This window comes from Burkholderia sp. AU31652, assembly GCF_002223155.1.
GTDB lineage: Bacteria > Pseudomonadota > Gammaproteobacteria > Burkholderiales > Burkholderiaceae > Burkholderia.
The window spans coordinates 326,982-345,309 of sequence record NZ_NKFG01000003.1; the positions used below are offsets into that span (position 1 = coordinate 326,982).

At 68.1% G+C, this 18,328-nt stretch carries 17 protein-coding genes; 8 read left to right on the top strand and 9 right to left on the bottom strand.

Annotated features, from left to right (window positions below; genetic code table 11):
* Positions 1-135: 135 nt before the first annotated feature.
* From CFB40_RS04130 to CFB40_RS38540, 5 genes are all read right to left on the bottom strand, one after another.
* Positions 136-1,305 (bottom strand): MFS transporter, encoded by a 1,170-nt coding sequence (locus CFB40_RS04130; protein WP_089430675.1) that lies wholly within the window; start codon positions 1,303-1,305, stop codon positions 136-138.
* A gap of 235 nt (positions 1,306-1,540) precedes the next feature.
* Entirely contained in the window at positions 1,541-2,305 is a 765-nt protein-coding gene (gene bluB, locus CFB40_RS04135) for a 5,6-dimethylbenzimidazole synthase (RefSeq protein ID WP_089430676.1), read from the bottom strand.
* 180 nt (positions 2,306-2,485) lie between these two features.
* Positions 2,486-3,484: a 2-hydroxyacid dehydrogenase gene (locus CFB40_RS04140; protein ID WP_089430677.1), complete on the bottom strand. Its 999-nt coding sequence runs from the start codon at positions 3,482-3,484 to the stop codon at positions 2,486-2,488.
* A 30-nt stretch (positions 3,485-3,514) separates the two neighbouring features.
* Entirely contained in the window at positions 3,515-4,498 is a 984-nt protein-coding gene (locus CFB40_RS04145) for a LysR family transcriptional regulator (protein ID WP_089424619.1), read from the bottom strand.
* 567 nt (positions 4,499-5,065) lie between these two features.
* Positions 5,066-5,239, bottom strand: a complete 174-nt coding sequence (locus tag CFB40_RS38540; RefSeq protein WP_179255245.1) for a hypothetical protein — start codon at positions 5,237-5,239, stop codon at positions 5,066-5,068.
* Positions 5,240-5,251: 12 nt separating this feature from the next.
* Here CFB40_RS38540 and CFB40_RS04150 point away from each other — a divergent pair, with 12 nt between their 5' ends.
* Positions 5,252-6,463, top strand: a complete 1,212-nt coding sequence (locus tag CFB40_RS04150; protein WP_089424620.1) for a pyridoxal-phosphate-dependent aminotransferase family protein — start codon at positions 5,252-5,254, stop codon at positions 6,461-6,463.
* Positions 6,464-6,490: 27 nt separating this feature from the next.
* On the opposite strand, the gene CFB40_RS04155 is transcribed toward CFB40_RS04150, so the two are convergent.
* On the bottom strand, positions 6,491-7,426 hold the full coding sequence (locus CFB40_RS04155; protein ID WP_089430678.1) for an AraC family transcriptional regulator: 936 nt from the start codon (positions 7,424-7,426) through the stop codon (positions 6,491-6,493).
* 135 nt (positions 7,427-7,561) lie between these two features.
* Between CFB40_RS04155 and CFB40_RS04160 the strand changes: the two genes are divergently transcribed.
* From CFB40_RS04160 to CFB40_RS04170, 3 genes are all read left to right on the top strand, one after another.
* Positions 7,562-8,452, top strand: a complete 891-nt coding sequence (locus tag CFB40_RS04160; protein WP_089424621.1) for a DMT family transporter — start codon at positions 7,562-7,564, stop codon at positions 8,450-8,452.
* Positions 8,453-8,576: 124 nt separating this feature from the next.
* A complete protein-coding gene (locus CFB40_RS04165; protein WP_089425856.1) occupies positions 8,577-9,227 on the top strand; it encodes a hypothetical protein in 651 nt (216 codons plus the stop codon).
* Complete coding sequence (locus tag CFB40_RS04170; RefSeq protein ID WP_254600198.1) at positions 9,228-9,830, top strand: RES family NAD+ phosphorylase; 603 nt, start codon at positions 9,228-9,230, stop codon at positions 9,828-9,830.
* 37 nt (positions 9,831-9,867) lie between these two features.
* On the opposite strand, the gene CFB40_RS04175 is transcribed toward CFB40_RS04170, so the two are convergent.
* Positions 9,868-11,082 (bottom strand): MFS transporter, encoded by a 1,215-nt coding sequence (locus tag CFB40_RS04175; protein ID WP_089424622.1) that lies wholly within the window; start codon positions 11,080-11,082, stop codon positions 9,868-9,870.
* A gap of 338 nt (positions 11,083-11,420) precedes the next feature.
* On the opposite strand from CFB40_RS04175, the gene xdhA reads away from it, so the two are divergent.
* The 4 genes from xdhA to CFB40_RS04195 all read left to right on the top strand — a co-directional run bounded on the left by xdhA (position 11,421) and on the right by CFB40_RS04195 (position 16,560).
* Positions 11,421-12,986 carry a xanthine dehydrogenase small subunit gene (gene xdhA / locus CFB40_RS04180; RefSeq protein WP_089424623.1) on the top strand — a complete coding sequence of 522 codons (1,566 nt, stop codon included), beginning with the start codon at positions 11,421-11,423 and terminating at the stop codon, positions 12,984-12,986.
* 18 nt (positions 12,987-13,004) lie between these two features.
* Positions 13,005-15,368: a xanthine dehydrogenase molybdopterin binding subunit gene (gene xdhB / locus CFB40_RS04185; RefSeq protein ID WP_089424624.1), complete on the top strand. Its 2,364-nt coding sequence runs from the start codon at positions 13,005-13,007 to the stop codon at positions 15,366-15,368.
* Between the two features lie 84 nt (positions 15,369-15,452).
* A complete protein-coding gene (gene xdhC, locus CFB40_RS04190; protein WP_089424625.1) occupies positions 15,453-16,070 on the top strand; it encodes a xanthine dehydrogenase accessory protein XdhC in 618 nt (205 codons plus the stop codon).
* Between the two features lie 88 nt (positions 16,071-16,158).
* Positions 16,159-16,560: a polyketide cyclase gene (locus tag CFB40_RS04195; RefSeq protein ID WP_089430679.1), complete on the top strand. Its 402-nt coding sequence runs from the start codon at positions 16,159-16,161 to the stop codon at positions 16,558-16,560.
* A 34-nt stretch (positions 16,561-16,594) separates the two neighbouring features.
* Here CFB40_RS04195 and CFB40_RS04200 read toward each other — a convergent pair whose 3' ends face one another.
* Positions 16,595-17,542 (bottom strand): LysR family transcriptional regulator, encoded by a 948-nt coding sequence (locus CFB40_RS04200; protein WP_089424627.1) that lies wholly within the window; start codon positions 17,540-17,542, stop codon positions 16,595-16,597.
* Between the two features lie 68 nt (positions 17,543-17,610).
* A complete protein-coding gene (locus CFB40_RS04205; protein ID WP_089430680.1) occupies positions 17,611-18,249 on the bottom strand; it encodes a 2-hydroxychromene-2-carboxylate isomerase in 639 nt (212 codons plus the stop codon).
* Positions 18,250-18,328: the final 79 nt, after the last annotated feature.

Consider the following 18,328-nt stretch of genomic DNA (forward strand, 5'->3'; position numbering starts at 1 on the left):
CTCCTCACGAATACGTCGAGTATTCGCTTCGTCGCAATCCTTGCGCTCGGCCCTTCTGGCGGCCAGCGCAAGCCCGTTATTAGCGGGAACAGGCCCTATAGGAGTTGTGCTCGCAACGATTTCAGCAGGGTTGCTTCAGACGTACTCGGTCGGCACGGCCACCGGTCGACGTTCGAGCGACGCCGACCACAGCGTGAGCGCGAGCGCCGCGACGGCCATCGCGACGCCGACCCACGGCAGGTTCACGAGCGACACGCCGGAGCCGATCGCCATCCCGCCGAGCCATGCGCCGGTCGCGTTGCCGAGGTTGAACGCGCCCTGGTTCAGCGTCGACGCGAGGTTCGGCGCGTCGCTGGCGCGGTCGACGATCAGGATCTGCAGCGGCGGCACGATCGCGAACGCGAGGATGCCCCACACGAAGATCGTCGCGAGCGCGGCGAACGGCAGGTGCATCGTGCCCGCGAACAGCGCGAGGACCACGCCGATCAGCGCGAGCGTTGCGATCAGCGACGGCATCCGGCGCCAGTCGGCGAGCTTGCCGCCGAGCGTGCCGCCGACCGTCAGCCCGAGGCCGAACAGCAGCAGCACGTAGGTGACCTGGCGCGGCGAGAAGCCCGTCACATCCTCGAGGATCGGCGTGATGTACGTGAACACGCTGAACAGGCTGGCCGAGGCGAGCACGCTGATGCCGAGCACCATCAGCACCTGCGGATGTTTCAGCACGCTGAATTCGCGCGTGATGCTGGTGTCGGGCATCGCGAGATTCTTGGGCAGGCAGACGGCGAGCGCGGCGGCCGCGGCGATGCCGATGCCGGTGACGGCCCAGAACGTCGCGCGCCAGCCGTATGCCTGGCCGAGCGCGGTGCCGAGCGGCACGCCGAGCACGTTCGCGAGGGTCAAGCCGGTGAACATCAGTGCGATCGCCTGCGCGCGACGGTTCGGCGCGACGAGGTTGCTCGCGACCACCGAGCCGATCCCGAAGAACGCGCCGTGGCAGAACGCCGTGACGACGCGCGCGGCCATCAGCACCGCATAGCCCGGGGCGATCGCGCAGAACAGGTTGCCCGCGATGAACAGGCCGATGAGGCCCATCAGCGCGCGCTTGCGCGGCATCTTCGCGGTGACGATCGCGAGGATCGGCGCACCGATCGTCACGCCGAGCGCATAGCCCGACACGAGCATGCCGGCGGCCGGGATCGACACGCCAAGATCGCGCGCGACATTGGGCAGCAGCCCCATGATCACGAACTCGGTGGTACCGATTCCAAATGCGGCGACGGCGAGGGCGAAAAGAGGTAAGAGCATCGCGGTGGGCTCGGGAAAAGCCGCCGCTCGGGCGGGCGCAGGATGCGCGGGACGGGCGGGCGGTAAGGCGAACGACAGCCGCGATTCTACTTCAGTGAAAACCCCTATGCTTGGGGCCAAAACGGTTGTTGCCGGCGTGCGACGGGATTGCCCGCGTGGCGCTCACAGTGTGGGATTCGGCAGCCTTTGCGGCGGTGAAATTGCGGTGGCCGGAACGATGACGGCGGGGGGCTCGTCAGGCGATGCGTTCGGGGGTCCCGCCAACGCTCGTGGTCGAAGCGCTTGCCGAGCCGGCCCCGGTTTCCGTGGCCGCGTCCGCCGCGTCGGCAGGGGACGAAGGCGAGCCGGCGGTATTGATCGCGGCCGGATCGTCCCAGCCGTTTTCGAACAGGCACGCTTCGATCGGCATCCGTGCGGCCCAACGTTCCTGCTCGAGCATCGGCTTCGCATAGAACGCGTCGACGTGCCCGACACACAGCACCGCGATCGGCTTCGCGCCGTCGGGCATCCGCAGCAGCGCGCGCAGCGCATCGACGTCGAACAGCGATACCCAGCCCATCCCGAGCCCTTCGGCGCGGGCCGCGAGCCACATGTTCTGGATCGCGCACGCCGCGGACGCGAGATCCATCTCCGGCAGCGTGCGACGCCCGAACACGTGGCGCTCGCGGCCGTCGGCGAGCGCGACGACCAGCAGTTCGCCGCATTCGCGCACGCCTTCGACCTTCAGCCGCATGAATTCGTCCTGGCGCTCGCCGAGCGCGTCGGCGGTCGCACGGCGCTCGGCCTCGACCAGCGCGTGGATCGCGGTGCGCAGCGCCGGATCGGTGATGCGGATGAAGCGCCACGGCTGCATGAAGCCGACGCTCGGTGCGTGATGCGCCGCGCGCAGCAGGCGCGCGAGCACGGCGGGATCGACGGGCGCCGGCGTGAAGTGGCGCATGTCGCGCCGTTCGAAAATGGCGCGGTAGACGGCGGCGAGGTCGGAATCGTCGAAGCGCATGGACGGGTGGGGGCGGGATAACGTCGGCGCAACGATAGCAGACGGCACACGCGCCGCGTTACATCATTTGAAACAAAGCGCGAAATTGTTGATGCAAAAGGTCGTGTTTTCAGCGGCGATCAAAAGCAAACGATTGCGGTATCGCTTGCGGCCATGAAATGAGCCGGTTTCGTCGATTTCTCAGCGATTCGCGGTTACGACGTTCTGCGGCGTGCCGGCATGCCACGCCTCGATGTTCAACAGCGTGGTGTGCGCGATCTCGGCGAGCGCCTCGCGCGTGAAGAATGCCTGGTGCGACGTGACGATCACGTTCGGGAACGTCAGCAGCCGCGCGAGCACGTCGTCCTGCAGCGGCAGGTCGGAGTGATCCTCGAAGAAGAGTCCGCTTTCCTCTTCGTACACGTCGAGCCCGAGATGGCCGAGCTGGCCGCTCTTGAGCGCGTCGACCAGCGCCTGCGCATCGACGAGGCCGCCGCGCCCGGTGTTGATCAGCATCGCGCCGTGCTTCATCCGCGCGAGCGTCCGTTCGTTGATCAGATGGTGCGTCGACGGCAGCAGCGGGCAGTGCAGGCTGACGATGTCGGCGTGGTGCAGCAATTCGTCGAGCGCGACATAGCGCGCGCCGAACGCGATTAGCTCGTCGTTGTACGGCGGCACCGAATGCGCGAGCACATGCATTCCGAAGCCCATCATGATCTTCGCGAACACGCTGCCGATGATGCCGGTGCCGATCACGCCGACGGTCTTGCCGTGCAGGTCGAAGCCGAGCAGGCCGTTCAGCGAGAAGTCGCCCTCGCGGGTGCGCGCGACGGCGCGCGGCAGGCGGCGGTTGAGGGCGAGGATCAGCGCGACCGCGTGCTCGGCAACCGCGTGCGGTGAATAGGCGGGCACGCGCACGACCGTGATGCCGAGCCGCTCGGCGGCGGCCAGGTCGACGTGGTTGAAGCCCGCCGAGCGCAGCGCGATCAGGCGCGTGCCGCCGTCCGCCAGCCGTTCGAGGACGGCCGCGTCGACGGTGTCGTTGACGAACGGGCAGACGACGTCATAGCCATGCGCGAGGATCGCGGTTTCCGCGTCGAGATGCGACGGCTGGAAGTGCAGCCGATAGCCGAACCGCCGGTTGGCGGCAGCAAACGAATCGTCGTCGTACTGCCGGCTGCTGAACAGGATCACGCGCACGCTGCACCTCCGAAGGCTGACGCGCGCAGTTTACTGCAGCCCCGTGACGATGTCGGAGCGGTCGGGCCCGCGCGACGGCCGCAGGAAGCCGTAATCGGTGCGTTCGCGGGCGGGCTGCGCGCTGAAGTGATCGAGCGCGTGCTCGACGAAGCTGCGCGTGCGGGCCGGCACGTACTGGCGGTTCGGATAGACGAGCGACAACTGCGTGTCGGGATCGTCGATCCGGTAGCCGGCCATGAGCCGCACGAGCGCGCCGCTGGCGAGCGCGCTGGCGACGCACGGCTCGGGCAGCACCGCGATGCCCGCACCGGCCACGGCGGCCGCGTGGACGAGCGCGAGCTGGTTGACCGTGCAGGTCGGGCGCACCGTGACGGAATGCGCGACGCCGTCGTGGCCGACCAGTTGCCACGCGGGCGCATGCTGGTGCGGTGCGAGCGTGACCCAGTCGTGGCCCGGCAGGTCGTCGGGCAGGCGCGGCTCGCCGCGTCGCTCGAGATAGGCCGGTGCCGCTACCGCAACGAACGGGTTCGGTGAAAGGGCATGGCCGACCAGCGTCGGGTTGCCGTCGAACCGGTTGCCCGTGACGATGCCGACGTCGTACCCGGAATCGAGCACGTCGAGCGGCCCCTCGGCGACGGTCAGCTGCACGCGCAACTCGGGGTAGCGGCGCCGGAAGCTGCTGACGAGCGGCGTCAGCGCAAGCGGCGACAGCAGGCCCGACGCGACGACGCGCAGCGTGCCGGCCGGTTCGCGCACGGCATGCGCGACGGACGATTCGAGGTGATCGAATTCCTCGAGCAGCGCCCGGCACCCGTCGAGGTAGCGCACGCCGGCCTCGGTGAGCGACAGGTTCCGCGTGGTGCGGTGGATCAGCCGGGTGTTCAGGTGGCCCTCGAGCATCGCGATCGAACGCGTGACGAGTGCATTGGACACGCCGAGATGGTGCGCCGCGCGCCGGAAGCTCTGTTGCTCGGCGACGCAGACGAATACACGCATGGTCTGAATCTGGTTCATGGCTTGCGTATTTCTGGCCCGGTTGATTGATTATGGTTGTGGCTTTACGCCGCGCGACCTCGAAAGCGCATCGCGCGGCCCTCAGTTTTTCGTCGTATCGAAAAATCGTTTTCTTCGATTCCGCAGACGATTGTTCAATACAGAGCGATATCCGTCAACCTGAGAAAAGCGGCGGGTTGCGGAAAATCGAAATCGGGAGTAACGCGTTAAACGCAGTGCTGTCCGGCATGCCTGCCGTTCAAAGGTGGAACGATATTGGATAGGTATCTTTTGTGCGAATAATGTCTATTTAATTCAATGGGTTGTTGGCTATTTGTGTGGTTTTTTTCAGGTATTGCCAGGAAGCGCGCCCCATTTCATGCCGCAATAATGGGTGTTTTGGGTTGTGCGAGAGTTTTGCGTATCGGATTCTGGGTGATGATTTTCATCACGGATCGGGTCTATTTCAATCGATACGGAAGTCGCGCTGAAGCGTCGATGCCGACGGAGCGCGATGTTATTGACGGAGAAAATCGTGCGCTTGACGCACGAGTGGAACCGTTTCACACCCTGGCCGGCAATCCGTTTTCAATCCGGATGACTGGCGTGCGACCCGCGCACGGCCGGCTGGCCCGGTTCGGCGACCGGGCCACCGTCGCCCTGTCCGGCCGCGCGCGCCTCTTGCGCGAGGCGGCGGAACGCGGAATGATCGATCAGTTCGCCATGCAGCGCGGCGGGCGCCCGTGCACTTCCTTTCCTCACCTTTTACCAGCCATGTCCATCGATTACTCGCCGATTCCCTGTCCCGTCGTCGTGCCGCTCGACGCGATCCTGCCCGAAGAACCGCTGCTGATGATGGGGGCCGGCCCGGTCCCGATCCCGGCCGCCGTCGCGAAGGCGAACACGGTCGTGATCAACCACCTCGGCGCGACGATGGCGAAGATCATCGAGCAGGTGAAGGAGATGGCGCGCTACGTGTTCCAGACCCGCACGAAGTGGGTGCTCGGCGTCGCGGGCCCCGGTTCGGCCGCGATGGAAATGGCGATCTCGAACCTCGCGTGGCGCGGCACGCGCGTGCTGTCGATCCGCAACGGTTTCTTCAGCGCGCGGATGGCCGAGATGGCCACGCGCGTCGGCGCCGACGTCGCGACGCTCGAAGTGGCCGACCGCGCGGTCGCCAGTCTCGACGAGATCGCGGACGCCATCGCGCGCGAGCGGCCAGAGATCGTCACGATCGTGCAGGGCGAGACGTCGAACACCGTGTGGAACCGCGACCTGCGCGACATCGCGGCGCTCGCGAAGGCGGCCGGCGCGCTGGTCGTGGTCGACGCGGTGTGCACGCTGTCGACGATGCCGCTCGAGATGGACGCGTGGGGCATCGACGCGGTGATCACCGGCGGCCAGAAGGGGCTGTCGTCGATCCCGGGCGTGTCGCTGATCGCGTTCTCCGACGCCGCATGGGACCGCATGAAGCAGCGCCCCGAACCGAATGCGCACTGGTGCCTCGACATGGCGCTCGCGGAAAACTTCTGGCACAACGCGGGCTATCACTACACGGCGCCCGTGTCCGGCGTGCTCGCGCTGCACGAAGCGCTGCGGCTCGTCTGCGCGGAAACGCTCGAAAGCCGCTTCGCGCGCCACCTGCGCTGCTCGCTCGCGCTGCAGGCGGGCGTCGAGTCGATGGGGCTCAAGCTCTACGCGCCGAAGGACTGCCGGCTCAATTCAGTGGTCGGGATCGAGACGCCGGAAGGACTCACGCCGGGAATGGTCTGCGGCCATATCTCGAAGCAGTATCAGGTCGAGATCTCGGGCTCGTTCGGCTTGCCGATCGTACGGATCGGGCAGATGGGCGAACAGTGCCGCGAACACAACCTGTTCCGCACGCTGCATGCGTTCGGCCGCACGATGGTCGACCTGAAGGTGCCGGTCGACCTGCCGGCCGGCGTCGCGGCGCTCGAACAGGAGCTGTCGCGGCGCGGCGCGTAAGCGGGGAAACGAAGAAAGGGGCCGCGCTCAGCGGCCCTGCATCGCGCGCCGGTACGTGTTCGGCGTCGTGCCATGTGCGTCGCGGAAGCGATGGCTGAAGTGGCCGGCGTTCGCATAGCCGCAGTCGGCCGCGATCTGCGCGAGCGGCAGCGCCGTCGTGCGCAGCAGCTCGCGTGCCCGCGCGAGGCGCTGTTCGGCCACCCACGCGTGCGGCGCGCGGCCGAACGACAGCCGGAACATCCGCGAGAAGTGGTACTCGGACAGCGCGGCGACGTCGGCGAGTTCGCCGAGCGTCAGCGGTTGCGTCAGGTACGTGTCGATGTAGTCGCGCACGCGGCGGCGCACGGCCGGTGCGAGCCCGCCGCGGAACGACGTGTCGGTGCGGTTCGTGCTCTGCCCGCGCAGCAGCAGGCTCAGCACCTCGTGCGCGGTCTCGTTCACGCGCAGCCGTTCGTCGGCATCGTCCCAGCCGTCCAGCGCGAGCGAGCGCAGCAGCGCGGCGACGCGCGCATCCTCGAAGTAAGTGCGGTCGGCGAGCTTCAGCTCGCGCGGCTCGCGGTCGAGTTCGCGGATCGCGCGCTGCGTGAAGTGTTCGGGCAGGAAATACAGGTGGATGAAGTGCATCTCGCCGCGCACCCACCAGCGCGATTCATGGTCGCCCGGCAGCGCGCACAGCAGGCTCGGCGCGCCGTAGCGCGGCACGCGCTGGCGTTCGGTCCGGTAACCGCCGTCGAGGTAGCACGACAGCGTGTGGTGGCCCGGCTGCTCGTAGACCGTCTCGCTTTCGTCGGTGATCCGCGTCCATTCGGCGATCGCCAGATGGTCGCCGAGCCACGCGAAGCGCTCGAGCGTCGCGTTCGCGTCCGCGAGCGTGCGGCAGACCGACTGCAGGCCGAACGGCAGATCGCCGCCAGCCAGGGCGGCGGGGTGGTCGACGGGGGGCGCGGAAAGGGAGAGGCTCATGATGGGCCGAGTATAAGCGGGCGCGCGGCGCCGCGTGCGGCGGCCCGAAAAAGACCGCAATTCCGGACAATCGGCGCGCGCCGGGCGGCGGCATAGTCGGGATCCGTTTCACCTGCTTTTGGGATCGTTGCCGCCATGAACCTGTCGCTTTATTTCGTCACCGTGCTGATCTGGGGCACCACCTGGATCGCGATCAAATGGCAGCTCGGCGCCGTGCCGCCGCCCGTGTCGATCGCATGGCGCTTCTGGCTCGCGGCCGCCGTGCTGTTCGCGTTGCTGCGCGTGATGCGCCGGCCGGTGCGCCCGCCGCGCGAAGCGTGGCGCTTTCTCCTCGCGCAGGGCTTCGCGCTGTTCTGCCTGAATTTCCTGTGCTTCTACTATGCGGAGCAGGTCGTGCCGAGCGGCCTCGTCGCGGTGATCTTCTCGACCGCGCCGCTGCTGAACTCGATCAACGGCCGCCTGTTCATGGGCCGTCCGCTGCGGCCGTCGGCGATCGCCGGTGCGCTGCTCGGGCTGGCCGGCATCGCGTGCCTGTTCTGGCAGCAGATGGCCGGCCATCTCGACGACCACGCGACGTGGACGGGGCTCGCGATCGCGTTCGCGGGCACGATGTGTTTCTCGATCGGCAACCTGCTGTCGAGCCGGATGCAGTCGATGGGGCTGCACCCGCTCGCGACCAACGGCTGGGCGATGCTGATCGGCGCGGCAATCCTGACCGTCGGCAGCGTGGTGGCCGGGATGCCGTTCACGCTCGACACGAGCCCGCGTTATCTCGGCGCGCTCGTCTACCTGGCCGTGCCAGGCTCGGTGATCGGCTTTACCGCCTATCTGACCCTCGTCGGCCGGATCGGGCCGGAGCGCGCCGCGTACTGCACGGTGCTGTTCCCGATCGTCGCGCTGGCCGTGTCGACGGTGTTCGAGGGCTACCAGTGGTCGCCGCTCGCGGTGGTCGGGCTGCTGCTGGTGGTGGCTGGCAACCTGGTCGCGTTCGACCTGACGCGGCGGTTGTTTCTGCGGACGGCCTGAGAAGTACGGGGCTGCGCGAACGCACGATCGAGGAAAGGGACGAACGGGCAATTCGGTTGACACGGTTGACTTGGTTTCGCTTCGGGGCTACGCTTGATCATTCCGGTCGTGACGGGAGGTGATGATGATTGCGCGGGCTCATACGCTGGAAGGGACGGCCGTCGTTCTGGACGTCGAGACGGAGGAAGCGCTGCGCAGCGCTGTCGGCGCGGCGACCATGCTCGGCCCGGATCGCGCGCGGGCGCTGCTCAGCCTGTCTGACGAGCAATTGGGACACCTGTTCAAGGTCGGCATCGCGCAGGTCATCGATCTGGCCGGCACGATCACGTTCGGCATCGCTGCGGCCGCGACGCGCGACAGGAAGCCGACCGCCGGGAAGAAGCGGGCGGCGGGCGTCGTCGCCGATCCGGAGCGGCAGGTGCAGGCGGAACGGCGCATGCTGGTCGCCGACGGCAAGCTGCTGCCTGCCGCGCAGACATGGGTCGGCCTCGGCATGACGCGGCAGGCGCTCAGCAAGGCCGTAGCGTCCGGCCGGATCTTCACGGTCGATGTCGGCGCCGCACAGTACTACCCGGCCTTCTACCTGGCGGGGGACATCGATCGCAAGACGTTGGGCAAGGTGACCCAATGTCTGGGCGGTTTGCCGGGATGGAGCAAATGGCAGTTCTTCACGACGCCGAAGGCGTCCCTGGGCAACGTTACGCCGCTCGTCGCGCTGTCGCGCGGGAAGGTGGATGAAGTCGAGCGTGCCGCCACGGCGTTCGCCGAGCGCTAGGTGGTCGGTTTGCTGACGGCGCCGGGGGAACATTTCGCGAGCGCAACGCTGGTGACTCGCGAAGTTGCGCCGACGGCGCTGGTGCGTATCTCGCGATATGCGACCGGCGAGCCTTACTTCGGACAATCGGGCGGCAATCGCTTCGACGATCCGCGCAAGCGGCGGCGGTACGGCACGAGCTATTTCGGCTTCGATCTGCATTGCGCATTCGCCGAGACGGTGCTGCACGACGAAGTCGCCGATCTGGTGCTGGGCGGTTTTCCGCTCGTGACGACCGAACTCGATCGCTACGTCCTTTCATTTGACGGCGCGCCGCTGACCGTCGCCGTCCTGCACGGCTTGCCGCTGAAAAATCTCGGTGGTGACGGTGCGTTGTCGACCATCGCACCGTACGACGTTCCGCAATTGTGGTCGCTTGCCGTCCACCGGCATCCCCGTCGCGTCGACGGGTTTTTGTATATGTCGCGCCATCTCAACACGTCGGAAGCGCTCGTGCTGTTCGATCGTGCCAAACCGAAGCTCTCGCTCGGGCGCGCCGTTCCATTCAGGCGTCATCCCGATGCGGTCCGCGTATTGCGGGACTTCAACGTACTTCTGCGTTGACACCGCGTGGCGCGGGCGGCAACGCGCCTCCCGCTTCTCATGCCGCCGCGCCGCTTCCCTCGACCCGTGCCTGCCGCTGGTACAGCACCATCGACAGCGCGACGCCCGCGGCAGCCGCCACCGCCGCGAACAGGAACACCTGCGGATAGCCGAACGCGCCCGCGACATAGCCGGCGAGCGGGCCCGTGATGCCGAGCGACAAGTCGAGGAACACCGAGTACGCGGACAGCGCCGCGCCGCGGCTCGCGGGCGGCACGAGCGCGACGGCCTCGACGCCGAGCGCCGGGAAGATCAGCGCGAAGCCGAAGCCGGTCAGCGCGGCGCCGACGAGGGCGATGTGCGGCACCGGCGCGAGCCACAGCAGCAGCAGGCCCGAACATTCGAATGCAAACGACACGATCGCGACGCGGAAGCCGCCGTAGGTCTTGATCGTGTTCGCGAACAGCAGGCGCGCGCCGATGAACAGCGTGCCGAACACGGTCAGCGACAGGGCGGCGTTCGGCCAGTGGCGCGCCGCGTAGTACAGCGTGACGAAGGTCGCGATCGAGCCGAAGCCGGCCGAGCCGAGCGCGAGGCCGAGGCCGTGCGGCAGTACCCGCGTAAACACGCTCGCATACGACATCCGTTCGCCGTGCACGAGCGGCACCGAAGCGATCAGGCGCGCGAGGTAGAAGCCGATCGCGGCCAGCGCGATCACGAGCACGCCGATCAGCGCCGGATTCAGCGTATTCGCGATCGCGACGCCGACCGGCGCGCCGAGCGCGAGCGCGCCGTAGGTCGCGATGCCGTTCCACGAGATCACCTTCGCGTTGTGCGTGACGCCGACCCGGCCGATGCCCCACAGGATCGCGCCGGTGCCGCACAGGCTCTCGCCGACGCCGAGTACGAGCCGGCTCGCGACCAGCAGCACGAGGCTCGCGACCGGCCAGTGCGCGAGCAGCAGCGCGACGAGCAGCAGCACGCCCGACACGCCGCAACCGACCAGCCCGCGCAACACCGTCTGCTTCGGGCCGAGCGTATCGGCCAGGCGCCCGGCCAGCGGCCGCGACGCGAGCGTCGCGAAATACTGGACGCTGATCGCGCCGCCCGCGACGATCGCGGAAAAGCCGAGGTCGTCATGGACGAAGCCCGGCAGCACCGCGAGCGGCAGGCCGATAGTCAGGTAGCAGATGAACGTGAAGCAGACGACGGACACGATTTGCAGCGTGACCGCGAACCCGCTGCGCGGCGGTGTGGCGGAATCGGTTGACATGGGGTCGGAACGAATGAACGAAACGGGCAGAGGACGGCGAAAAAGGGAATCGGGATTTTCCCATGGAACCGGTTTTCACGCAGGTACCATTTAGTTAATCGCGACCTGATTTCGAGGATCCCGGGCGGTCGCGGGGAAGCAGGGAAGGGGCTGGGAGCACCGTGTGGAAAGGCCGTCGGGCCGGCCCGGCGCTCATATCGCGGCAGTTATATGGGCCCCATGCGTGATGGGCTATGGGTTGCGAAATTTGATGGTGATAGCGTGCAAACTGTCAGAAAAACGTCGGTCGAGCGCACAGCGCGGGCCGCCTTGCCCCCCATTTGAAGAACCATCGAGACATGAGTGAGCCGATCCGCTTCTACCATCGTCACGCGATCCGCGAAGTCAGCGGCGCCGACGTTACCCGCACCGTGCTGCAATACCTGCGCGAGGACGCGCATTGCACCGGCACCAAGGAAGGCTGCGCGGAAGGCGACTGCGGCGCGTGCACGGTCGTCGTCGGCGAGCTGACCGACGCCGGCGCGGTCGAGTTCAAGGCCGTCAACGCATGCATCCAGTTCCTGCCGACGCTGGACGGCAAGGCGCTGCTGACGGTCGAGGACCTGCGCCAGCCGGACGGTGCGCTGCATCCGGTGCAGCAGGCGATGGTCGACTGCCACGGTTCGCAATGCGGGTTCTGCACGCCCGGCTTCGTGATGTCGATGTGGGCGCTGTACGAGAAGCACGGCCACGAAGGCTGCGGCCGTGCCGGCACGTGCGCGAAGGCGAAGGACGTGCCGACGCGCACCGAGATCGCCGATGCGCTGACGGGCAACCTGTGCCGCTGCACCGGCTATCGCCCGATCGTCGATGCGGCCGTGCAGATGTTCGACGCGGCCGGCGAAGGTGCACCGGCACCGTCGGCGCCGGTCGACACCGCCGCGCTGGCCCGTACGCTCGCGTCGCTCAAGCGCGACGATACGTTCGACTACACGACGATCAACGGCGCGCGCTTCGCGGCGCCGCGCACGCTCGACGCGCTGGCCGCGCTGAAGGCCGAGCGGCCCGACGCGCGCATTCTCGCGGGCAGCACCGACATCGGCCTGTGGGTCACCAAGCAGATGCGCCGGCTCGACGACCTGATCTACGTCGGCCAGATCGCCGAACTGCAGAACATCGTGCACGGCGACGACTGGATCGAAATCGGTGCTGGCGTGACGGTCGAGAAAGGGTATGCGGCGCTGGCCGGCCCGTATCCGGAACTGACCGAGATGTGGAAGCGCTTCGCGTCGCTGCCGATCCGCAACGCGGGCACGATCGGCGGCAACGTCGCGAACGGCTCGCCGATCGGCGATTCGATGCCGGGCCTGATCGCGCTCGGCGCGCGCGTGGTGCTGCGCGGCGGCGACACGGTGCGCGAGCTGCCGCTCGAGGCGCTGTACACGGGCTATCAGCAGAAGGACATGGCGCCGCACGAATTCGTCGTCGGCCTGAAGGTGCCGACCCGCACCGGCGCACGCGAGAAGCTGCAGTTCCGCACGTACAAGCTGTCGAAGCGGTTCGACTCCGACATCTCGGCCGTGTGCGCGGCGTTCGCGTTCATTGCGGACGGCGACACGATCCGCGAGCCGCGCATCGCGTTCGGCGGGATGGCAGCGACGCCGAAGCGCGCGACCCAGACGGAAGCCGTGCTCGACGGCGCGCAGTGGCACGAAGCCACCGCGCAGGCCGCGATGCAGGCGCTCGAGCGCGACTACCAGCCGCTGTCCGACATGCGCGCGACGAGCACGTACCGCCTCGATACCGCGAAGAACCTGATGTATCGCTTCTGGCTGGAGACGCGCCCGCACGACCCGCTGCCGCCGCAAGCCCTGAATGTGCGTGAAGTGGCCGCCGAACTCGGCACCGACGCGGCGCGCGTCTGAAGACGGAGAACACCGAACATGAACCAGCAAGCAGAACCGTTCCTGAGCACCCTCGACCCGCAAGCCGACGCCGCGCAGGTCCACGTATCGCGCGCGCACGAATCGGCGCACCTGCACGTCAGCGGGCGTGCCACCTACACCGACGACATCCCGGTCGTCGCGGGCACGCTGCACGCGGCGCTCGGCCTGTCGGCGAAGCCGCACGCGAAGATCGTGTCGATGAACTTCGATGCGGTGCGCGCGACGCCGGGCGTAGTCGCCGTGTTCACGGCCGACGACATCCCGGGCGTCAACGATTGCGGCCCGATCATCCACGACGACCCGGTGCTCGCGAAGGGCATCGTGCAGTTCGTCGGCCAGCCGATGTTCATCGTCGTCGCGACGTCGCATGAAACCGCGCGGCTCGCCGCGCGCCGCGCCCAGGTCGACTACGAGGAGCTGCCGGCGATCCTCACCGCGCAGGAAGCGCGCGCGGCCGAAACCTACGTGATCCCGCCGCTGAAGCTCGCACGCGGCGACGCGGCCGCGCGGCTCGCCGTCGCGCCGCACCGCGAGTCGGGCGAAATGCTGCTCGGCGGCCAGGAGCAGTTCTACCTCGAAGGGCAGATCGCGTACGCCGTGCCGAAGGACGACGACGGGATGCACGTGTACTGCTCGACGCAGCACCCGAGCGAGATGCAGCATCTCGTCGCGCACGTGCTCGGCGTCGCGTCGCACAACGTGCTCGTCGAATGCCGCCGCATGGGCGGCGGGTTCGGCGGCAAGGAATCGCAGTCGGGCCTGTTCGCGTGCTGTGCGGCGCTCGCCGCGTGGAAGCTGCTGTGCCCGGTGAAGCTGCGTCCGGACCGTGACGACGACATGATGATCACCGGCAAGCGGCACGACTTCCATTACCGCTTCGACGTCGGCTACGACGACGATGGCCGCATCGACGGCGTCGCGCTCGACATGACGTCGCGCTGCGGTTTCTCGGCCGACCTGTCGGGCCCGGTGATGACGCGCGCGGTGTGCCACTTCGACAACGCGTACTGGCTGGGCGACGTGAACATCGCCGGCTACTGCGGCAAGACCAACACGCAGTCGAACACCGCGTTCCGCGGATTCGGCGGCCCGCAGGGGGCGTTCGCGATCGAGTACATCCTCGACGACGTCGCGCGCGCGCTCGATCGCGATCCGCTCGACGTCCGCTATGCGAACCTGTACGGCAAGACCGAACGCAACGTCACGCCGTACGGGCAGACGGTCGAGGACAACGTGCTGCAGGAGCTGCTCGGCGAACTCGAAGCGACGAGCGACTACCGCGCGCGGCGTGCGGGCGTGCGCGAATTCAACGCACGCAACACGGTGCTGAAGAAGGGCATCGCGATCACGCCGGTGAAGTTCGGCATCGCGTTCAACGTCACGCACTTCAACCAGGCCGGCGCGCTGGTGCACATCTACACCGACGGCTCGGTGCTCGTGAACCACGGCGGCACGGAGATGGGGCAGGGGCTCAACACGAAGGTCGCGCAGGTCGTCGCGCACGAGCTCGGCATCCGCTTCGGCCGGATCCGCGTGACGGCGACCGACACCAGCAAGGTTGCGAACACCTCCGCGACCGCTGCGTCGACGGGCTCGGACCTGAACGGCAAGGCCGCGCAGGATGCGGCGCGCCAGTTGCGCGAGCGGCTCGCGGTGTTCGCGGCGAAGCAGTTCGGCGACGGCAAGGTCGATGCGGCCGACGTGAAGTTCGCCAACGACTTCGTGTGGGTGGGCGGCAACGGCGTGCCGTTCGGCGAAGTGATCGCGAAGGCGTACCTCGCGCGCGTGCAGCTGTGGTCCGATGGTTTCTACGCGACGCCGAAGCTGTACTGGGATCAGTCGAAGCTGCAGGGCCGGCCGTTCTACTACTACTCGTACGGCGCGGCCGTGTCGGAAGTCGTGATCGACACGCTGACGGGCGAGATGCGCACGCTGCGCGTCGATGCGCTGCACGACGTGGGGGCGTCGCTGAACCCGGCGCTCGACATCGGCCAGGTCGAAGGCGCGTTCATCCAGGGGATGGGCTGGCTCACGACCGAGGAGCTGTGGTGGAACAAGGGCGGCAAGCTGATGACGCATGCGCCGTCCACGTACAAGATCCCGACGGTGAACGACACGCCGCCGGAATTCAACGTGAAGCTGTTCAAGAACCGCAACGTCGAGGACAGCATCCACCGGTCGAAGGCCGTCGGCGAGCCGCCGCTGCTGCTGCCGTTCTCGGTGTTCTTCGCGGTGCGCGATGCGGTGGCCGCGGTCGGCGATTACAAGGTGAACCCGCCGCTCGATGCGCCGGCGACCGGCGAGTCGATCCTGCGTGCGGTCAGCGCGGTGCGTGCGGCACGCGCCGGTCAGGCAGGCTGAGATGAAACGCCTCCCACGCTCACTTCGTTCACTGTCCCCCGAGGGGGTGGTCAGCCTCCTTGGGGCGGCCCGGCGGAGGCTGACATGAACGGCCCCGCCCGCTCGCTCCGCACCGCGTCGACTCCGGCGTTCGCGCCGGGCACCGGCCAGCGCAACCGCGCGACCGGCACGCCCGCGCCGATGCACATCGTGCTGTTCGGCGCCGGGCACGTCGGTCACGCGCTCGTCACGCTGCTCGGCGCGCTGCCGTGCGTCGTGCAGTGGGTCGACACGCGCGACGAGCTGTTCCCGGACGAATGTCCGCCGAACGTGCAGCCGGAGCCGACCGACACGCCGGAGGCGGTCGTCGACGCCGCGCCGCCCGGCGCGTACTTCCTCGTGATGACGCACAACCACGCGCTCGACTTCTCGCTCGCCGCGCAGATCATGCGGCGGCGCGACTACGCGTACTTCGGGATGATCGGTTCGCGCACCAAGCGCGTGAAGTTCGAGCGCCGGCTTGCCGCGCGCGGCGTCGATCCGGCGCGGCTCGTGGAGATGGTGTGCCCGATCGGTGTCGCGGGCATCGTCGACAAGGCGCCGGGCGCGATCGCGGTGGCCGTGTGCGCGGAGCTGCTGCAGGCGCGCTCGGGCATGCCGGTGGCCGACGCGAAGGCCGCCGCTTCGGGGCGTGTGCGCGACGACGTGTCCTGCGCGCGGTAGCGCCGCGCGGCCAGCGCGGGGCCGCGCAATTTTGCATACACTGCACGACGACGCGCGGCATCCGGCCGCGCCTTACCGTGCACGTGCCATGTCCGATCATCAGGTTTATCTCGACGCGCTCGATGCGAGCCTCGTCGCCATCGAGCGCTGGCTGTCCGGCGTCGATGCCGCGCCCGAGGCGCTCGATGCGCTGCTCGCCGCGTTTTCCGCCGAATTCACGATGATCCTGACCGACGGCCGCGTCGTCGATCACGACGGTACGCGCGCGCTGTTCGAAAAGCTCGCCGGCGCGAAACCGGGGCTGCGCATTACGCTGTCGGACACCCGCGTGCTCGCGGCCGATGCGTCGCATGCGACGCTCACCTATCTCGAAGCGCAGCACGCAGCGTCGGGCGAGCTGCCCGCGCGCCGTTCAACCGCCGTGTTCGAGCGCGACGCGGCGGGTGTCGTGCGCTGGACCCATCTGCAGGAAACCTTCTGCACGGCCTGAACTCGAGCGGCCGCGCCGCGCTTTGTGCCGCGGCTCAGCGCTTGCGGCTGCGGGGAACCGTCAGCTCGTCGGACACGCTCTGCATCAGCGCGCACAGCCACGCGATGTCGGTCGGGCGGTCGGGCTGCGGATGCGTGAGCAGGTAGCTCTTGATGCGCGGGAACGGCACGGGCGGCGTGACGACCACGAGCGGCAGCAACTGCGCATAGTGCGTCGCGAAGCGCCGCGTCGTCGTGAAGATCAGGTCCGACTGCAGCAGCACCTGCGGCACGATGCCGAAGTAGGGCAGCGTCGTCACGATGCGCCGCGTGAGGCGCGCGCGTGTCAGGCCGATCTCGATCGCGTTGCGCTTGTCGCCGGTGTAGGGCGTCGGCGCGACGTGCGCGGCCGATGCGTACGCTTCACGCGTGAGCGGCACGCGTGCGAGCGGGTGCGCATCGCGCATCAGGCACACGATCGTGTCGGAGAACAGGTCCTGGCGCGCGAACTGCGGGTCGGGCTTCGGCCAGTTGCCGATCACGAGATCGAGCGCGCCCGATTCGAGCGCGCCCGCGTGATCTAGTGCGGGATTCAGCGAATCGATTTCCAGATGGGCATGCGGCGCCGCGTCGCGAAAGCGCTCGATCAGCGTCGGCATGAAGAAATCGTTCAGGTAATCGGGTGCGGCGACGCGGAACGTGCGCCGTGCGGACGACGGATCGAAGTCGCCGTGCGGCGTCGCGATGAAGTCGACCTCGCGCAGCGCGCGCTGCGCGGCCTCGAGCAGCGACGCGCCGTATTCGGTCGGGACCATGCCGGATTTGCCGCGCACGAGGATCGGGTCGTTCAGCGTCTCGCGCAGCTTGCGCAGCGCGGTGCTGATCGCCGGCTGGGTCTGGTTCAGCCGCAGCGCGGCCTGCGTGACGCTGCGCTCGAGCAGCAGCGTGCGCAACACGCGCACGAGCCAGATATCGAGCGAGGCGGTACGGTCGTCTTCTTCCATCGTAGGCGGGGATTGCGGGGAAGCGTAACCTTACCGCAGCCGCGCATTGGCGTGCGTGATACCGGCCATCACACACGGCCCTTCGGCAGCGCGCTGATCCGCTTGACCTCGCGCGATTCGAGCCAGTTCGGCGTGCGCGCGCAGTACAGCACCATCGGCAGCGCGTCCTCGCCCCAGAACAGCTGCCGGTTCATCCAGAAGGTCGGCACGCCGAACACGCCGAGCGCGATCGCGTCGTCGGTGTTGCGGCGCAACTGCGCGCTCGTCTCCTCGAATTCGATCAGCTCGTCGCCGTGGCCGACGCCGACGCGCTCGCACAGTGCCGCGAAGCCTTCCGGCGTCGACGGGTCGTTGCCGTCGTGCCAGATGAAGCGGAACATTTCCAGCACGGTCGCGATGTCGGCGCGCAGCGCGATCGCGAGGCGCAACACCTTGTCGGAATCGAACGGATGGGCGGGCGGCATCTTGAAGCGGATGCCGAGCTGCTCCGCGCGAAACAGGGCGTGACGGTACGTGAACACGCGCTTGGCGGGCACGTCCGCGCTCGAGCGTTGCCCCCAGTGGCGCTGCAGGTCGGGCAGCGACACCGCGACGGGCTCGAACGGCACGTCCGGCCATTTGTCGAGCTGTTCGAGGAGCAGGTAGGAGAACGGCGACACGAAGTCGTAGAACCAGGCGGGTTGGGCGGTGTCGAGGCCGGTTGTCATGGCGATCTCCAGAAGGTGGGGCGTGCGGCGCCTGGCGGCGGCCTCCATGTTACGCGGCGGCGCGCGCATGCAGCAATGA

Excerpts from the sequence above, each read along its gene's own strand:
- CFB40_RS04155 (WP_089430678.1), bottom strand. The coding sequence starts at position 7,426 with ATGAGCCTCTCCCTTTCCGCGCCCCCCGTCGACCACCCCGCCGCCCTG.
- xdhB (WP_089424624.1), top strand. The coding sequence starts at position 13,005 with ATGAACCAGCAAGCAGAACCGTTCCTGAGCACCCTCGACCCGCAAGCC.
- CFB40_RS04145 (WP_089424619.1), bottom strand. The coding sequence starts at position 4,498 with ATGAACCAGATTCAGACCATGCGTGTATTCGTCTGCGTCGCCGAGCAA.
- xdhC (WP_089424625.1), top strand. The coding sequence starts at position 15,453 with ATGAACGGCCCCGCCCGCTCGCTCCGCACCGCGTCGACTCCGGCGTTC.
- CFB40_RS04150 (WP_089424620.1), top strand. The coding sequence starts at position 5,252 with ATGTCCATCGATTACTCGCCGATTCCCTGTCCCGTCGTCGTGCCGCTC.
- CFB40_RS04160 (WP_089424621.1), top strand. The coding sequence starts at position 7,562 with ATGAACCTGTCGCTTTATTTCGTCACCGTGCTGATCTGGGGCACCACC.
- CFB40_RS04130 (WP_089430675.1), bottom strand. The coding sequence starts at position 1,305 with ATGCTCTTACCTCTTTTCGCCCTCGCCGTCGCCGCATTTGGAATCGGT.
- CFB40_RS04175 (WP_089424622.1), bottom strand. The coding sequence starts at position 11,082 with ATGTCAACCGATTCCGCCACACCGCCGCGCAGCGGGTTCGCGGTCACG.
- CFB40_RS04200 (WP_089424627.1), bottom strand. The coding sequence starts at position 17,542 with ATGGAAGAAGACGACCGTACCGCCTCGCTCGATATCTGGCTCGTGCGC.
- CFB40_RS04205 (WP_089430680.1), bottom strand. The coding sequence starts at position 18,249 with ATGACAACCGGCCTCGACACCGCCCAACCCGCCTGGTTCTACGACTTC.
- bluB (WP_089430676.1), bottom strand. The coding sequence starts at position 2,305 with ATGCGCTTCGACGATTCCGACCTCGCCGCCGTCTACCGCGCCATTTTC.
- CFB40_RS04165 (WP_089425856.1), top strand. The coding sequence starts at position 8,577 with ATGATTGCGCGGGCTCATACGCTGGAAGGGACGGCCGTCGTTCTGGAC.
- xdhA (WP_089424623.1), top strand. The coding sequence starts at position 11,421 with ATGAGTGAGCCGATCCGCTTCTACCATCGTCACGCGATCCGCGAAGTC.
- CFB40_RS04195 (WP_089430679.1), top strand. The coding sequence starts at position 16,159 with ATGTCCGATCATCAGGTTTATCTCGACGCGCTCGATGCGAGCCTCGTC.